This is a genomic window from Agarivorans sp. JK6, from assembly GCF_045277145.1.
Lineage (GTDB): Bacteria > Pseudomonadota > Gammaproteobacteria > Enterobacterales > Celerinatantimonadaceae > Agarivorans > Agarivorans albus.
On record NZ_CP113525.1, the window covers coordinates 3,915,487 to 3,933,077 of the forward strand.

The 17,591-nt window shown below is 44.3% G+C and carries 13 protein-coding genes; 2 read left to right on the forward strand and 11 right to left on the reverse strand.

The features are described 5' to 3' along the window. Positions 1-24 precede the first annotated feature (24 nt). From OV592_RS18005 to ampD, 11 genes are all read right to left on the reverse strand, one after another. The gene (locus tag OV592_RS18005) at positions 25-363 is read right to left on the reverse strand and encodes a P-II family nitrogen regulator (protein WP_016400812.1); all 339 of its coding nucleotides are present in this window, start codon (positions 361-363) and stop codon (positions 25-27) included. 351 nt (positions 364-714) lie between these two features. After that, positions 715-1,062, reverse strand: coding sequence for a YacL family protein (locus OV592_RS18010; protein ID WP_406609546.1), 348 nt, complete (start codon positions 1,060-1,062; stop codon positions 715-717). 9 nt (positions 1,063-1,071) lie between these two features. Further along, positions 1,072-1,890, reverse strand: a complete 819-nt coding sequence (locus OV592_RS18015) for a winged helix-turn-helix domain-containing protein (RefSeq protein ID WP_406609547.1) — start codon at positions 1,888-1,890, stop codon at positions 1,072-1,074. Between the two features lie 239 nt (positions 1,891-2,129). Further along, the gene (gene acnB / locus OV592_RS18020; RefSeq protein WP_249483550.1) at positions 2,130-4,727 is read right to left on the reverse strand and encodes a bifunctional aconitate hydratase 2/2-methylisocitrate dehydratase; all 2,598 of its coding nucleotides are present in this window, start codon (positions 4,725-4,727) and stop codon (positions 2,130-2,132) included. A 233-nt stretch (positions 4,728-4,960) separates the two neighbouring features. After that, a complete protein-coding gene (locus tag OV592_RS18025; RefSeq protein ID WP_406609548.1) occupies positions 4,961-7,177 on the reverse strand; it encodes a patatin-like phospholipase family protein in 2,217 nt (738 codons plus the stop codon). 81 nt (positions 7,178-7,258) lie between these two features. Next, on the reverse strand, positions 7,259-8,692 hold the full coding sequence (gene lpdA / locus OV592_RS18030) for a dihydrolipoyl dehydrogenase (protein ID WP_220720298.1): 1,434 nt from the start codon (positions 8,690-8,692) through the stop codon (positions 7,259-7,261). Positions 8,693-8,823: 131 nt separating this feature from the next. After that, a complete protein-coding gene (aceF, locus tag OV592_RS18035; protein ID WP_406609549.1) occupies positions 8,824-10,665 on the reverse strand; it encodes a pyruvate dehydrogenase complex dihydrolipoyllysine-residue acetyltransferase in 1,842 nt (613 codons plus the stop codon). Positions 10,666-10,677: 12 nt separating this feature from the next. Continuing rightward, complete coding sequence (gene aceE / locus OV592_RS18040) at positions 10,678-13,335, reverse strand: pyruvate dehydrogenase (acetyl-transferring), homodimeric type (protein WP_016400805.1); 2,658 nt, start codon at positions 13,333-13,335, stop codon at positions 10,678-10,680. A gap of 57 nt (positions 13,336-13,392) precedes the next feature. Then, on the reverse strand, positions 13,393-14,157 hold the full coding sequence (gene pdhR / locus OV592_RS18045; protein ID WP_016400804.1) for a pyruvate dehydrogenase complex transcriptional repressor PdhR: 765 nt from the start codon (positions 14,155-14,157) through the stop codon (positions 13,393-13,395). 256 nt (positions 14,158-14,413) lie between these two features. Further along, complete coding sequence (gene ampE, locus OV592_RS18050) at positions 14,414-15,268, reverse strand: beta-lactamase regulator AmpE (protein ID WP_406609550.1); 855 nt, start codon at positions 15,266-15,268, stop codon at positions 14,414-14,416. A 74-nt stretch (positions 15,269-15,342) separates the two neighbouring features. Next, positions 15,343-15,879 carry a 1,6-anhydro-N-acetylmuramyl-L-alanine amidase AmpD gene (ampD, locus tag OV592_RS18055; protein WP_406609551.1) on the reverse strand — a complete coding sequence of 179 codons (537 nt, stop codon included), beginning with the start codon at positions 15,877-15,879 and terminating at the stop codon, positions 15,343-15,345. Between the two features lie 174 nt (positions 15,880-16,053). Between ampD and nadC the strand changes: the two genes are divergently transcribed. Next, on the forward strand, positions 16,054-16,893 hold the full coding sequence (gene nadC / locus OV592_RS18060) for a carboxylating nicotinate-nucleotide diphosphorylase (protein ID WP_406609552.1): 840 nt from the start codon (positions 16,054-16,056) through the stop codon (positions 16,891-16,893). A 253-nt stretch (positions 16,894-17,146) separates the two neighbouring features. Beyond that, positions 17,147-17,587, forward strand: coding sequence for a prepilin-type N-terminal cleavage/methylation domain-containing protein (locus OV592_RS18065; RefSeq protein WP_406609553.1), 441 nt, complete (start codon positions 17,147-17,149; stop codon positions 17,585-17,587). The last annotated feature ends 4 nt before the right edge of the window (positions 17,588-17,591 follow it).

Below are 17,591 nucleotides of genomic sequence, written 5' to 3' on the forward strand. Positions count from 1 at the left end.
GTTATAAGCTTGCTAAGGTTGCCCTTAGATAGCCTCTGCATCCATTTCGCCAGTACGAATACGTACTACGTTGCTTAAGTCGTATACAAAAATCTTACCGTCACCGATTTTGCCGGTGTAAGCAGCACTAGAAATCGCTTCAATAATGCGATCCACATTTTCAGAGCTAGTAGCAATCTCTAGTTTTACCTTAGGTAGAAAGTCAACTTGGTACTCGGCACCACGATATAATTCGGTGTGACCTTTTTGACGACCAAAACCTTTAACTTCAGATACGGTTAAACCATCTACGCCAACTTCGGCGATGGCTTCACGCACGTCATCCAATTTGAATGGCTTGATTATCGCGCTAATTAGTTTCATTTGAGCTCCTCCAAAGAGTCATCGATTAACTTTTGTCGAATAACAAAATACAAGGCTTGTGCCAAAACAGAATTAGATATACAAAACAATAAGTTAAGAAACAAAACATAAAATAGAACAAATACAGCCGCACCATTATGGTGCTATATTTTTTAACAACGCTCCAACATGGTTCACATTTTGGTAGTGGTATTTCTATCAGCACTAATAGAGTGCAGCTAGCGAAGAATATGTAGCAACTTGGCAGTTAACCCGCATATAAGTTAGGGTTAAAGTAATGAATTGGCTGAATAAAAAGAGCTGAAGAAGGGTTTAGAACATTCTCGAACTAGATGCTAATTTTGCACCATGTTAATAAGTCTCGATAGATTTTAACAATTCTAGGAAATCGTCGTAACCGCAAGCACTATGCGCTGCATCTAAACTCATGGCATCTTGTAAGAGCGCTGGATTATCTGAAGCGTCGTCTTGAGAAACCTCGATGCTAACTTCATCTAGATTGGCCACAAAACGGAACTCATCACTGTCTATGTGTAGCTCTGCTAAGCCAGATAGATTTTTCAAGCGGGCGAGTAAGGAAGAAATAAACTGACGGTCTTTATTCAATTCGCGCTCTAGCCACATCGAAAAACACCGATGTTCGTCACCGCAATCAATAAAAAATGCGCCGTCCAATGAACGGCGAATCGTCAGTTCCATAGTTTCAGTCTAGTTACTTAAACAAGCAGACTGTAAGTTTACGCTAGCTGCGCTGTTTAACATAGTAGGAACAAGATCATAAGCGGCATTTGGCTTTAGCTTAAAGCGCATTGCTACGGCTGTTTTGATTTGTTTTTCCAATACTTCAATGTTAACAGGCTTAACGATTAAGCCTTGCACGTCCATCAATACATTAAAACCAAGCAATTGCTTAGTGGCTTCAGATGCTAAAGATAGAATAGCGATATCAGAGCTAGCTAAAGTTTGGCCAGTTCGAATTGCCTTAATTAGCTTTAAGCCTTCGGCATTAGCTAACTCGGTGTCGATGATCACAGCTTGAAACTCGTTGCTCATTAGTCGCTCATGCAACAAACCAGCATTAGAGAACATTTCTAACTGTTTTAACTCGCCATCTGCCTTCAGGTTTTGAATTTTCTGGCAGGTCTCAGTATCACTTAGTAACAAGGCTTTAGCTTGATTTTGAACCAGCTCCGGTTTTACTCGGTTTGGCTGACCTACTGCTTCACATCTTGCTATGTAACCCTTTTTGGGAATGGTAGCGATAGTGAGTTCAGTATTGTTCAAAGTAGTGATTACTTTTCGTAACTGAGATATATGCTGGTTAATTGTATGGTCTGAGACACTACGCCCCCACACAGCATCAGACAAGTCGTCTCTCCCCACAACTTGATTGACATGTTTACACAAATATCCCAACAAATGGGTTCTTAATGGTCCCAAATAGGCACTTTTATCCTTAAACGTAATACTATTTTGGCTCATATCTACGGCCAACGGGCCAACTACTACAACATCATTAAAGGACATATTGTCTTCCAACTGCAAGCGAATGAGCTAGTAAATCTAGCGGGCTCCTTTATACCAGTAAATGCTAAAATTATCCATATTTTGCAGCACATAATAACGCAAATTATATTTATTTTATAATAAAATGTTCATAATTTTACTTATTTAGGCGTATATATAGTACCACCTCAGTGTGTTACTTGGCTATTGTGCAAAAAAAAACGCAGCCAAAGCTGCGTTTTTAATGCGGTGTGAAAAATCTACACGGCGGCTTGAATAATCACTTCATCTGCCACTTTAGTGTAATCAGTGATTTCATCGAAGTTGAGGTAACGATAAGTATCAGCTGCAGTAGCGTCAATTTGCTTCGCATACTCAAGGTACTCCTCTGGAGTAGGTAACTTACCTAAAATGGCCGATACAGCAGCTAACTCGGCAGAAGCCAAGTAAACATTAGCGCCGGTACCTAAACGGTTAGGGAAGTTACGCGTAGAGGTAGAGACTACCGTTGAGTTATCGGCCACGCGTGCTTGGTTACCCATACACAAAGAACAACCAGGGATCTCGGTACGTGCACCAACACGACCGTAAATACCGTAGTAGCCTTCTTCGGTAAGCTGCTTCTGGTCCATACGTGTTGGAGGAGCAACCCACATACGTGTTGGCAATGAGCCAGTATGCTTGTCGAGCAATTTACCTGCTGCACGGAAATGACCAATGTTAGTCATACATGAACCTAAGAACACTTCATCAATGCTCTGGCCTGCTACTTCAGATAGTAAACGCGCATCATCTGGATCATTTGGCGCACACAATACTGGCTCGTTAATATCAGCCAAATCAATCTCAATGATTTCTTTGTATTCTGCGTCTTTGTCTGCTTCCATCAATTCAGGGTTAGCGATCCACTCTTGCATAGCAGTGATACGACGCTCGATAGTACGACGGTCGCCGTAGCCTTCAGCAATCATCCACTTAAGCATCACAATGTTTGAGTTTAAGTACTCAATGATTGGGGCTTTACCTAACTTAATAGTACAACCTGCAGCACTGCGCTCAGCAGATGCATCCGACAATTCAAAAGCTTGCTCAACTTTTAGCTCTTCTAAGCCTTCAATTTCTAAGATACGACCTGAGAAGATGTTTTTCTTGCCTTTCTTCTCAACCGTTAATAGACCGCGTTGAATCGCAGCATAAGGAATTGCATGCACCAAATCACGTAAGGTAATACCTGGCTTCATTTCGCCTTTAAAGCGAACCAAGATTGATTCCGGCATATCTAAGGGCATAACACCTGTAGCAGCAGCAAATGCCACCAAACCAGAACCTGCAGGGAAAGAAATACCAATTGGGAAACGGGTATGCGAGTCACCACCAGTACCAACAGTATCTGGTAACAACATACGGTTTAGCCAAGAGTGGATAACACCGTCACCAGGGCGTAGAGATACGCCGCCACGGTTCATGATGAAATCAGGAAGCGTGTGGTGAGTATTCACATCTACTGGTTTAGGGTAAGCAGCGGTATGACAGAATGACTGCATGGTTAGGTCTGCAGAGAAGCCCAAACAGGCTAAATCTTTTAGCTCATCACGGGTCATTGGGCCAGTAGTATCTTGCGAGCCCACTGTCGTCATCTTCGGCTCACAGTATTGGCCAGGTCGAATACCGTCTACACCACAGGCTTTACCTACCATTTTCTGGGCAAGCGTAAAGCCTTTAGTTGAAGCAGCTACGTCTTGAGGGCGCTTGAATACTTCCGAAGGCTCTAGGCCTAAAGATGTACGAGCACGGTCAGTTAAGCCACGGCCAATAATGAGAGGGATACGGCCACCAGCGCGAACTTCATCAAGTAATACGTCGGTTTTTAGCTCAAAGGTTGAGATAACTTCGTCAGTACCTGATTTTTTCACTTCACCAGCAAACGGGTAAATGTCGATAACATCGCCCATGCCTAGTTTTTCTACGTCTAACTCGATAGGCAATGCGCCAGCATCTTCCATGGTATTAAAGAAGATTGGTGCAATTTTTCCGCCTAAACAAAAGCCACCGCCACGCTTGTTTGGTACATGAGGAATATCATCGCCCATTAACCACAACACAGAGTTAGTAGCAGATTTACGCGAAGAACCAGTACCTACAACGTCACCTACGTAAACTAGTGGATGGCCTTTCTCTTTCAAGGCTTCAACTTGCTTCATTGGGCCAATTGAACCCGCTTGATCAGGTTCGATCCCTTCTCTGGCATTTTTAAGCATAGCTAATGCGTGCAGTGGGATATCTGGTCGAGACCAAGCATCGGGAGCAGGCGATAAGTCATCGGTGTTGGTTTCGCCGGTCACTTTGAAAACAGTAAGTGTTGATTTTTCAGCAAGCTCAGGGCGGCTTAAGAACCACTCTGCATCGGCCCAGCTTTGCATCACTTGTTGTGCAAAGTTGTTGCCCGCTTTGGCTTTTTCTTCCACGTCGTGGAAAGCATCAAACATCAATAAAGTATGTGATAAGGCTTTAGCTGCGATAGGTGCAAGCTCAGCATTATCAAGTAATGAGATGAGTGGTTCAATATTGTAACCACCTTGCATTGTACCCAACAGTTCAGTGGCATACGCGGCAGAAACAATAGGAGAGCTTACTTCTCCAGCTGCTACAGCAGCAAGAAAACCGGCTTTAACATAAGCGGCTTCATCTACACCTGGGGGAATTCGGTTTGCTAACAAATCGAGTAGAAACTCTTCTTCACCGGCTGGCGGAGCTTTTAATAACTCTACTAATCCTGCGGTTTGTTCAGCATCGAGGGGTTTAGGTACAATACCTTCAACAGCACGCTCTTCGACGTGTTTGCGGTAGCTTTCTAGCACGGCTCGCTCCTTATTGTAATAATGCCCGTAGGGGATATCCATATATATGGGCCAGAGCTTTGCTGGCCTCATGGGGCTGAGATTATAGCCGTTTTAACTATAAATTAAAATATCGACGTTTCAGCTAAGCTAACAAAAAAACAGTTAAATCATTTTATAACAACAACTTACAGCCTTTATTATACTTTAGCCACAAGCGGAAAAGTTACAATTTATTCACATTTATCACTTATTTAGAAGTCATTGCCGATAAATAAATATAAAGTTTGCTCCGATTCGTTGTGCCCATAGGCAAGTACCACCGGCCCTAATACACTGGTGTCTAGAGCAGCAAAAATACTGCCGGCCCACAGCGCACTGCTATAAGAAATTTCATCAGAGCTATTCCATACTCCGCCGTTTTCCAAAGACCCCCCGACAAAAACAGGCGCTTGTAATACGGGAGATTGAAAATAGTGCAGCTGATAAAAGTACATGAGGCCCGTTAGCGCCTTATAACGACCCGATAACTGTTCATACTTAAAGCCTGAAAGACGTAAAAAGCCACCTAAGTCTTGAGCATCAGTTGGCACAACAAAGTCACTACCTGTGCTGCCATATTCACCAAACCAATTTAAATTATGCTTATCCCAGCCAAATGGCACTTTCCAGCGAGCCTCAAAACTGGGCGCTAATACACTAGAAAACCCTTGTACATCTTCATGATAAAGAGTTAAACCCACATCCAGCATTTTGCCTTGGGTAGGAAAAGCCCAGCTGTTTAGGGTGTCATAGTCAAATCTAAAGTAAGGACCATATAACCAATAGCTGGCATCGCCGCTAAATCCTTTTAATTCGATATCACCGTGCCTAGCCGCTAAGCCTAGCCCCCATTCTTGCCAGGGTTTATAGTTCCAGGCTAGTTGAGTGCGAAAAGTGGCGTCACTAAAATCGGCTTCTAGGTACTCAATGTCTTCACCTAAACCATATAAACGGCGGCTGCGTTTATCGTACTCTGCTGATACTAACCAAGCATATTTAAGGTTATCGGTAAATGGCGTGTAGTATTCGGTAAATAGACGCTTTATCGACCCGATTTCAAACTCATTACGCCACTCTGCACCATACTCATTTAGATTAGTTAAGGTAAACCCAAGGCCCAAATTCGCTTCGGTGCGATCCGAAAAGTTCTCCTGCAAACCAAGCTTCATATCAAAGTAGCCTGGCCCCCAGCGCTTTTCTTGAGTATCCACGTGAATCACATTAGCGCCCTGTTCACTGCTAATTCGATAGTCGACTCGCTCAAAGGTTCCTAAGGCATACAATTGGCTAATTTTTTCCTCAAGTTGAGCTTTGGAAAGCAACTCACCTTGATTGAGTTGTAAACGAGATAAAATAACCTCATCGCTCAAAGCTGAGTTGTTATTGAGTTCAATTTTACTCACCACAAATTGTTCATGTAGTTTAAGTGTGGCTCTGCGATCTTTAACCTTTTGTTGATAGGCTAAATATACCTTTTCTTGGTCATCACTATGAATACGCTTAGCTAACTGTGCTATCGGCTCTGCTGCCGCTTGCTTACCTCGTTTAATCGCTAAAGGCATTAATGCAAAGTCAGCGGTATCGATGCCAGTTACATCGGGTGATATGAGTAAGTCATCAGCCCCTAGCAAGGCAATTTGTCGCTCGGTACCAGATCGAGTAAGAAAGATAGAGAGCTGGTCTACCACGTCAACCGCGGTGTTAAGCTCGTCTTGAGTTTTTAGCCGCGCACCAATATCTACCGCGATAATGATGTCTGCACCCATTTCTTTTAATACATCCACAGGCATGTTGTTAACCACGCCTCCGTCAGAAAGCTGTTTGCCATCAAGCTCTACTGGGCGTAACGCACCGGGCACCGACATACTCGCTTGCATAGCAACGGCTAAGTCGCCACGCTTGAGAATATAAGGGGTCATAGCAGCCATATCGGTGGCTACTGCGCGATAAGGAATGGCCAACTCATCAAAACTTTCTAGCGCTTCTAAGTTGCTGGTGGCATAACGCAAAATCTCGGCCATAGTTTGGCCTTGCACAGCGCCTTTAGGTATTTGAACGCCGTCTTTATTAACCCCAATTGGCAAGGCTATTTGGTAGTCATCTTGTTGCTTTTTACTTCTCAGCGATAATTCACTGCGAGTGACTTCATCAACAAAGCCACTCTCCCAATAAATAGAAAAGGTTAAATCTTCAATCTCTTGCGCGCTATAGCCCATCGCTAACATGGCACCAAAATAAGCGCCCATGCTGGTTCCAGCTACGTAATCGACAGGAATTTGGTTTTCTTCGAGTAATTGAATAACCCCCAAATGCGCCGCACCTTTTGCCCCCCCGCCACTGAGCGCCAAGCCTATTTTTGGGCGAGCAATAACAGAAGAAGAAAAAAGTATTAGCAATATAAGCCACAAGGCTTTACGCAATAGCCGCATGCAGAGTCATTCCTTTGAAATCTAAACAATAAAGGCAGCCTAGGCTGCCTTTATAACTGTAGTTTTTTAGACTAATTCAGTCTATTTTTTCTTTTTCTTGGCTTTCGCATTTGGAAGGTCGGTAATGCTTCCTTCAAAAATCTCTGCAGCCAAGCCAACCGATTCATGTAAGGTTGGGTGAGCGTGAATGGTTAACGCGATGTCTTCAGCATCACAACCCATCTCAATCGCTAAGCCAATTTCACCTAACAATTCACCGCCGTTGGTACCTACTACCGCACCACCAATTACTCGACCAGACTCTTTATCAAAGATCATCTTAGTCATGCCATCTGGACAGTCTGATGCAATTGCACGGCCCGAAGCAGCCCAAGGGAATACTGAGGCTTCGTAGTTAATGCCTTGTGCTTTAGCTTCTTTCTCGGTTAGACCTACCCATGCCATCTCTGGCTCGGTGTAAGCAATCGAAGGGATCACTTTAGGATCGAAGAAGTGTTTCTTACCAGAGATAACTTCTGCCGCTACGTGGCCTTCATGCACCCCTTTGTGTGCCAACATAGGTTGCCCTACGATGTCGCCAATAGCATGGATGTGAGGAACGTTAGTACGAAGCTGCTTATCAACTTCAATAAAGCCGCGCTCAGTCACTTCTATACCAGCTTTCTCAGCATCTAAACCTAAGCCATTTGGTACACGACCTACCGCAACCAATACTGCGTCGTAACGTACTGGCTCATGTGGTGCCTGCTTACCTTCGTAGGTTACGTATAAGCCGTCTGTTTTCGACTCAACTGCTACCACTTTGGTTTCAAGCATGATGTTGAATTTGTCTTTCACTTTTTTGGTATAAGCGCGAACAACATCTTTATCAGCTGCTGGTACAAGTTGGTCAGCAAATTCTACAACGTCAATCTCACTGCCAAGTGCACCGTATACTGTACCCATTTCTAGGCCAATGATACCGCCACCTAATACTAACAACTTACCAGGAACTTCTTTAAGCTCTAGTGCGTCAGTTGAATCCCATACACGTGGGTCATTGTGTGGAATAAACGGTAATTTAACTGGGCGAGAACCCGCTGCAATAATTGCGTTGTCAAAGTTAATAGTAGTGGCTTCGCCATCATCACCAGTTACTTCTAGTGAGTTAGCGCCGGTAAACTTACCTAAGCCTTGTACTACTTTAACTTTACGCATTTTAGCCATACCATCGAGGCCACCAGTCAACTGACTGATTACTTTCTCTTTCCAGGTACGGATTTTATTAATGTCGGTTTGTGGCTCACCAAACACAATGCCGTGCTCAGCCAGTGATTTTGCTTCTTCAATCACTTTAGCTACATGCAACAAAGCTTTTGATGGGATACACCCCACATTCAAACATACTCCGCCGAGGGTGGCGTAGCGTTCTACAATTACTGTTTCCAAACCTAAATCGGCAGCACGGAAGGCAGCAGAATAACCTGCAGGGCCTGCACCCAGTACTACCACCTGGGTCTTGATTTCCTTACTCATTGATGACCTCTTGGTATTGTTATGTTGTAAAGCTGCTGTAGGGTAAAAGTGTCAACCATGCAGCTAAACTGAGTTTACGGTTAATCGGTATAAAAAAGAAGAGCTGGGTGATAAACACCCAGCTCTTATTACTAAAGTACTAGTCGGCGAATGTCGCCCAACAAGCCACTTAAGGTTGAGATAAATCTCGCGCCGTCGGCCCCATCAATCACTCGGTGATCGTAAGACAGTGCCAATGGCAACATTAGCTTCGGTACAAAATCTTTGCCGTTCCATTTTGGTTTCATCTCACTGCGCGAAACACCCAAAATGGCTACCTCTGGAGCATTTACGATAGGTGTAAACTGGGTACCACCAATACCGCCAAGGCTAGAAATAGTGAAACAACCACCCTGCATGTCTGAGGCAGTAAGCTTACCAGCACGTGCTTTCTTAGAAATTTCTACCAACTCTTCAGAAAGCTGATAAATGCCTTTCTTATTCACATCACGCACTACCGGTACAACCAAGCCATTTGGCGTATCTACAGCGATACCGATATGGATGTACTTCTTCATGATGAGGCTATTGCCATCGTCAGACAGTGCCGAGTTAAACTTAGGCATGCTCTCTAAAGTTTTAGCTGCGGCTTTTAGCATGAATACTAGCGGCGTGATCTTAAAGCCTAACTGTTGCTTCTCAGCGATCACGTTTTGTTCTTTACGGAAAGCTTCCATTTCTGAAATGTCGGCTTCGTCAAACTGAGTAACGTGAGGGATTTTCACCCAGTTACGGTGCAGTGCTGGACCAGAGATTTTCTGAATGCGTGATAGTGGCACTTCTTCCACTTCACCAAACTTAGAGTAATCAATGCTTGGCCATGCTGCTACGTCCATTCCTGAGCCACCGGCGCTAGCACCAGACTCTAGAACTTTAACCGCTTGCTTAACGTAAGCTTGAACGTCTTCTTTTACGATACGCCCTTTACGGCCCGAACCTTTAACTTTGGCTAAATCAACACCAAACTCACGTGCTAAACGGCGAATTACTGGAGAGGCATGTACATAAGCACTATTCTCTACGAACTCACCCGATTTAGCTGGTGCACTAGCAGGCTTACTTGCTGGTGCAGGTGCTGCAGCTGGTTTTGGAGCTTCAGCCGGAGCGCTGACAGCAGGTGCTGCAGAAGTTACTTCAAACACCATGATCAGCGAGCCAGTCTTAACTTTATCGCCAACAGCTACTTTAAGCTCTTTCACTACACCAGCGAAAGGTGCAGGAACTTCCATTGCCGCTTTATCACCTTCAACAGAGATAAGCATTTGCTCTAGCTCTACGCTATCGCCAACGGAAACTGCAACTTCAGTCACTTCAACTTCATCATCGCCAATATCAGGAATGTTAACTTCTTGAAGCTGCGAAGCTGCAGGAGCAGCCGCTGGAGCCTCTGCCACAGGCGCAGCAGGTGCAGAACCAGCAACTTCAAATTCCATAATTAGCGTACCAGTAGACACTTTATCGCCTACTGCAATGCTAATGGCTTTAACCGTGCCAGCAAATGGCGCTGGTACTTCCATTGCCGCTTTGTCGCCTTCAACCGAAATAAGCGTTTGCTCAGCTTCAATTATATCGCCAACACTTACTGCTACTTCGGTCACTTCAACTTCATCATCACCAATATCTGGCACATGAACCAGTTCAACTGAACTTGCTGCAGGAGCAGCGGCTTCTACCGGAGCTGCCGCTGGTTGCTCGGCTGCGCCTTCAGCTTCAAAGATCATAATCAATGCGTTGGTGGCTACACTGTCACCTACCGCTACTTTAATTTCTTTTACAACGCCAGCTTGAGAAGCCGGAACTTCCATTGCCGCTTTGTCGCCTTCTACCGAAATTAACGATTGCTCTAATTCTACGCTATCGCCAACTTCAACAAGGATCTCGGTCACTTCTACTTCATCAGCGCCAATATCTGGTACAAAAATTTCAATACTCATAGCTATTCGCCCTTACGCGTAGAGAGGGTTAGTTTTGTTAGTGTCGATGTCGTATTTTGCAATCGCTTCGCTCACAACTTTCTTATCTAAAGTGCCAGCTTTAGCTAGCTCAGTAAGTGCAGCTACTACGATGTAGTCAGCATTTACTTCAAAGTGACGACGCAAGTTCTCACGACTATCACTACGGCCAAAGCCATCAGTACCCAATACTTTGTAGCTACCTGGTACATAAGCGCGAACTTGCTCTGCGTATTGCTTCATGTAATCGGTCGCAGCAATAGTTGGTGCGTCAGTTAGCGCCTCAGTGATGTAGGCCACTTGCGCTTCGCTTTCTGGGTTTAACATGTTGGCACGCTCAACGGCTTGACCTTCACGGGTTAGCTCGTTGAAAGACGTTACGCTAAATACGTCAGATGCAATGTCGTACTCTTCGCTCAATACTTTGGCTGCTTTCAATACTTGCTGCATGATGGTGCCCGAACCTAGTAACTGAACTTGGCCTTTAGCACCTTTGTTTTCTTCAAACTTGTAAATACCCTTACGAATACCTTCTTCAGCGCCTGCTGGCATAGCTGGTTGATGGTAGTTTTCGTTCATTAAGGTTAAGTAGTAGTAAACATTCTCTTGGTCACCGTACATGCGGCGTAAACCATCTTGCAGAATTACCGCAACTTCAAAAGCAAAGCTTGGATCGTAAGAAATACAGTTAGGGATGGTGTTAGCCAAAATTAGGCTATGGCCATCTTCGTGCTGCAAACCTTCGCCGTTTAGCGTAGTACGACCTGCCGTAGCACCTAATAGGAAACCACGCGCTTGTTGGTCACCCGCCATCCAACACATATCACCCACACGTTGGAAACCAAACATAGAGTAGTAGATGTAGAATGGAATCATTGGCACGTCGTTAGTGCTGTACGAAGTAGCAGCCGCTACCCACGAACTCATAGCACCTAATTCGTTAATACCTTCTTGCAATACCTGACCGCTAGTATCTTCTTTGTAGTAAGACACTTGCTCTCTATCCTGCGGAGTGTAAGTTTGGCCACTTGGGTTGTAGATACCAATTTGGCGGAACAAACCTTCCATACCAAAAGTACGTGCTTCATCGGCAATAATTGGCACTACGTTTTTACCAATGCCTTTGTTTTTAAGCATTACATTTAAGGCGCGAACATAAGCCATAGTGGTTGAAATATCACGTTTTTGCTCGCCTAATAGCGCATCAAATTCGCTTAGTTCTGGAATCGCTAACTCTTGAGTGAAGTTAGGTAAACGCGATGGCGTGTAACCGGCTAGCTCTTTACGGCGAGCATGCAAGTAATCGTGCTCTGGTGTACCCGGCTTAAGTTCAATGTACGGCAAGCTAGGTAACGCTTCATCACTAACATCTACACCCAAGCGGTCACGGAACTGCTCTACATGAGTCATGTCCATTTTCTTAACCTGGTGAGCAATGTTTTTACCTTGAGCCGCTTCACCCATACCATAACCTTTAACGGTTTTAGCAAGAATTACTGTTGGAGCGCCAGAGGTTTTGCGTGCTTTATCAAAAGCTGCGTAAAGCTTAACTGGATCGTGACCACCGCGACGTAGAGCAAAAATTTCATCATCAGACATATCTTTAACTAAGTCAGCCGTTTCACTGTACTTACCAAAGAAGTGTTCACGCACGTAAGCACCGTACTTAGACTTAAAGGTTTGGTAATCGCCATCAACTGTTTCGTTCATCAGTTGCAACAACTTACCTGAGCTATCTTTGCTTAGTAGGCTATCCCACTCGCTGCCCCAAACCACTTTAATCACATTCCAGCCAGCGCCTTTAAATAGGCCTTCTAGCTCTTGAATGATTTTGCCGTTGCCCATAACCGGGCCGTCTAGGCGCTGCAAGTTACAGTTGATAAGGAAACATAAGTTATCTAATTTCTCACGCGCTGCGAAAGAAATAGCGCCACGTGATTCCGGCTCGTCCATTTCGCCGTCACCAAGGAAGGCGTATACACGTTGGCCAGAACAATCTTTTAAGCCACGACCGGTTAAGTACTTAAGGAAGCGAGCTTGATAAATGGCAGAAATTGGACCAAGACCCATAGATACTGTTGGGAACTGCCAGAACTCAGGCATTAACTTAGGGTGTGGGTAAGAGCTTAAGCCTTTACCGTCTACCTCTTGGCGGAAACTGTCTAGTTGCTCTGCGGTTAAACGGCCTTCAACAAAGGCACGAGCATAAATACCAGGAGAGATATGACCTTGGTAATAAACTAAATCGCCACCATCTTTTTCATTACGCGCTTTAAAGAAGTGGTTAAAACACACTTCGTAAAATGCTGCAGAAGACTGGTAAGAAGCCATGTGGCCACCTAAGTCGAGGTCCTTTTTAGAGGCACGCAATACAATCATAATCGCATTCCAGCGAATAATTGAACGAATACGACGCTCTATTGCGCTGTCACCCGGGTATTCAGGTTGTTCTGCCACCGAAATGGTGTTGATGTAATCACTAGTGATTGACCCACCAGGGCCAGCGAGTCCATCTATGCCCGCGTTAGCGATGACCTGCTCCAACAAGAACTGGGCACGTTCAACGCCTTCTTCACGGATCACAGATTCAATGGCGTCTATCCACTCACGAGTTTCTAGTGAGTCAACATCATGCTTCAGTACCTCTGACATGGCTGTTTCCTTATCAGTTATTAATAGTTTCCAAACCACTGCAACGCAGCTTTTGGGTTACACTTTCAATTGTTTTAAACGGCGATTAGAACGCTCAACTCGGCTTTCTTCTCGTTCGATTTGTAACAGCGTCTCTTCAATAAACGCTAAATGCTTGTGTGAGGCTTCTCTGGCGTCATCAGGCTTACCATCGAGAATGGCTTGTAACATAAGTGACCGATGATGGCGGATTTTGTCTGCCACATTAGGACGCGTATACAACACCTGAAAATTGTCCATGATGTTTTTTTCTAACAATGGACTCAAACCTCTAATTAAATGAAACAATACTAAGTTGTGTGACGCCTCAGTAATGGCTTCATAAAAACGTAAAACGGCTTTTGCTTCACTAATGGTATCGCCGTCTTGTTGTGCAAGTTCAATCCGTTCATGACTGGCTTGCACTTTTTCTAAATCAGCCTCGGTGCCACGCAGTGCCGCGTAGTAAGCCGAGATGCCTTCTACCGCATGACGAAACTCCAACAAGTCTAGTTGGCTTTCATCATGATTGGACAATAAATTAAACAGCGGATCGGTTAGCGCTTCACGCAGCTTTTGTTGCACATAAGTGCCGCCGCCTTGGCGCCTTACAACTAGACCTTTTGCTTCAAGTTGCTGAATCGCTTCGCGCAATGATGGGCGTGATACATCGAATTGTTTGGCCAACTCGCGCTCAGCAGGTAAGCGTTCACCCGGCGGTAAACTTCCTTCTAAGATCATTCGCTCTAATTGCTTTGCAATAACATCAGCGAGTTTAGGTGGCTTAATTCGTTGGTAGCTCATTAGTTTCCGTTGCACTTAATATTGGTAATACCAATTTACACGCAGCAAATTAACAAATCAGAAACACGCTGTCCAGAAAAATTGACCCACATCAATTTAGCCAGCACTTATCGCAAAATAAGTAAAGTCTTTTGTACGACAAATATAATTGGTCAGACCTTTTTTTGTGCACAAGATCGGGCAAATGTAACAAGGAGAAAGGATTTTACAAGATTATGTAAAAATAGATGAAAACAAGAAGCCGCTGAGCAGCGGCCTAAATAAGCCAGCCAGCAATGGTTAAAATAGCAATAATCGCAATAGCCAGCATAATGCCGCGCTTGGCTAAGCTAACAAATCGGCAAGTGGTTGCTACACACAACATTTCATGTTCACTTTCTTGCTCTGAAAGCTCTGCTGCCACTGCTACTTTCGCCAACCAATAACCATTGCTGTGCTTGGTATCACGCAAAGCGTGTAACCAAATAGGTAGTGCTTCGCTGGTATTGCCAACCGCCAAATAACACAAACTGGCTAAACGAGAGGGTAGCCAATCAAGATAATGCATAAAGTTGTTAACCGTAGGCTCCAAAGCCTGCACCTCGGTACTTTTATGCAAGTGCAAACCCCGGCTACAACCATAGAAAATTGCACCAGCCGGCCCAGCCAATACATAAAAGAAAATCACCGCAAAATAGTAACGGTAATTCAGCCACATTAATTGGGTACCGGTGGTAAGGGCAATCGACTCCTGCTCACTCACCTGATGCAGGGGATGAATTTGTTTTAGCAGTTGCTGATTAAAGTCACTACAGGCCTGTTCGTCGCCACTAGCAGCAGCACGTAGGTAGTCTCGATAGCCTTGCTGAATTGGAGGACAGCCTAGTGTGAGTAAAGGGATAAAGATCCATAGTGCAAGATTTGTTAAGCCAAATAGCAAGCCACTGATGCTTACTTGTAGCCACGCAATCAATAGAGTGGGTAACACCACTGCCATAGCAATCTGCCAAATCGCTGAAACGCGATCAAAGCGCTGTAGCCACCAATGAAAAACATGTTGCCACCACCAGCTAGCACCAATGCGACGAGCGCGTTCTAAACTCAATGCAAGCAGTAAGGAAATAAGAGACATGTTACTGATTTTGCTCCATAAACATCAGGCGACCTTTAAATAATAAGCTAATTACCCAAGCAAACCAAGTGACTTCAAAGCGCTTCTAAATAAACAGACCAATCAAAATATTCACCAGGATCAGTTTTTCTGCCGGGCGCTATATCGCTATGCGCGACAATACGTTGTTTAGTGAGTTTAGGATATTGGCGCAGCAATAATTGACTTACCTTAATTAAACTTTGGTATTGCTGCTTGGTATATTCAGTATGGTCGGTACCTTCCAACTCGATGCCAATGGAATAATCATTACACCCTTCTCGACCTTCAAAGCTAGATACCCCCGCATGCCAAGCTCGTTTATCGAAGTCGACATACTGAGTCACTTCGCCACTGCGGTTTATCATTAAATGAGCTGATACTTCTAAACCTTGCAAGTCGTTAAAGCTTGGTTCCGCGTTACAATCAAGCTTTCCACAAAACAATTCATCTATATGCGGTAAGCCAAAACAGCCTTCTGGCAGGCTAATACAGTGGATAACCAGCAAACTAATCTCAGCCTTAGGCCGCTGATTATAGAACTCACTTTCTAGCCACTTAACGCCAGTCAATCGATGTTGTTTTATTTGCAAGAGCTACTCCATAAAAGCATATAGTTTAGCTTTCCAACCAAGCCAATAACTATTGTCTAGCATAAACAGCTTATTTGACCATGCAAGTACTGAACTTCTGCGCTAAAATGCGCCACACTTAAGTGACAGCCTTTAAATACTGTCTCCTCCTGCAAACCATCAGAGATACGATGCATGAACGCCGAACAACTACGGGCCAATGTACGCGCCGCTTTAATTGAAGATTTAGGACAACTAGACCCGCAACTAGACATTACCGCTGCACTTATTCCAGAACAACAAATTAGCAAAGCAAAAATCATCAGCCGTGAAAGCGCAACCTTCGCAGGAAAAGCTTTTGCCGATGAGGTATTTAGGCAACTAGGCGAGCAAGTAGAGATAGAGTGGCTGGTAGCAGACGGCGACAAAGTAGTTGAAGATCAAGCCTTATGTTACTTAACTGGCCCTGCACGTATTCTACTTACCGGCGAGCGCTCGGCGCTAAACTTTATTCAAACCTTGTCGGGCATTGCTACCCAAGTAGCCGAATACATGGCTTTACTGGAAGGGACCAATTGTAAGTTATTGGATACCCGTAAAACCCTACCCGGCTTACGTCACGCCTCTAAATATGCGGTAACTTGTGGCGCAGGCACTAATCACCGCTTTGGCCTGCACGACGCATTCTTAATTAAAGAAAACCACATTATGGCTTGCGGTGGCATTAAAGCCGCCATAGATAAAGCCCGCCAGCTTTCGCCTGGTAAAAAGGTTGAAGTAGAAGTAGAGAATCTAGAAGAATTAGAACAAGCCTTGGCTGCTAACTGCGATGTAGTGATGTTAGACAACTTCTCGGTAGATTTAATGAAACAAGCTGTAGCACTTAACCAAGGCAGAGCAAAATTAGAAGCCTCCGGCAATATGACCTTAAGTACTATTCGCCAATATGCAGAAACCGGCGTGGACTTCATTTCGGTGGGCGCTTTGACCAAACATGTCAAGGCCTTAGACCTAAGTATGCGATTTGTCGCATAGTTTATGTTAATGCTAACATTAAGCTGTACAAAATTTTGTACAGCGCGATTTTTATAAGTGCTGCTAAGATCACGATTTTATTGCCTTTTTACAATAATCACTATACTTATATGTCACGTGTGCTTTAATGAGAATCACATTTATAGCACCGTGGTATCAGGGATGTTACTGAATTAAAAGTTGTTTCAATGCAGCTCTGATAAAAACAACGGTAAATAAATAACTTCAAAAACTTGTGTAAAGGAAAGACGCAATGAAAACCATCCAAAACCTTCAAGCCGCGAAAAAACAAGGCGGTTTTACTCTAATTGAATTGATGATCGTAGTAGCGATTGTGGCTATCTTAGCTGCAGTAGCACTGCCTGCTTATCAAGATTATACCAAGCGAGCTAGATTCGCCGAGGTAATCTCTGCCGCATCTGGTGTGAAAACTGCTATAGAAGTTTGTGTTCAAACTGATGTCACTGGATGCACAACTTCAGCTCGAGTTACAAGCGCAGCTTCTGCGGCGGCAGGCCTAGCCTCTGTCAATTCAGTATTATTTACAGGTAGTACCGACACAAATCCTGTGGTTATTGTAAGCCCTACTGCTAGTAATGGGTTTGCTACAACAGATACTTATAGATTGAATGGTACTGTTGCCAATGGCGGAGTAACTTGGACCACTACTTGTGCTGACTCAGCACTTTGTTAATAAT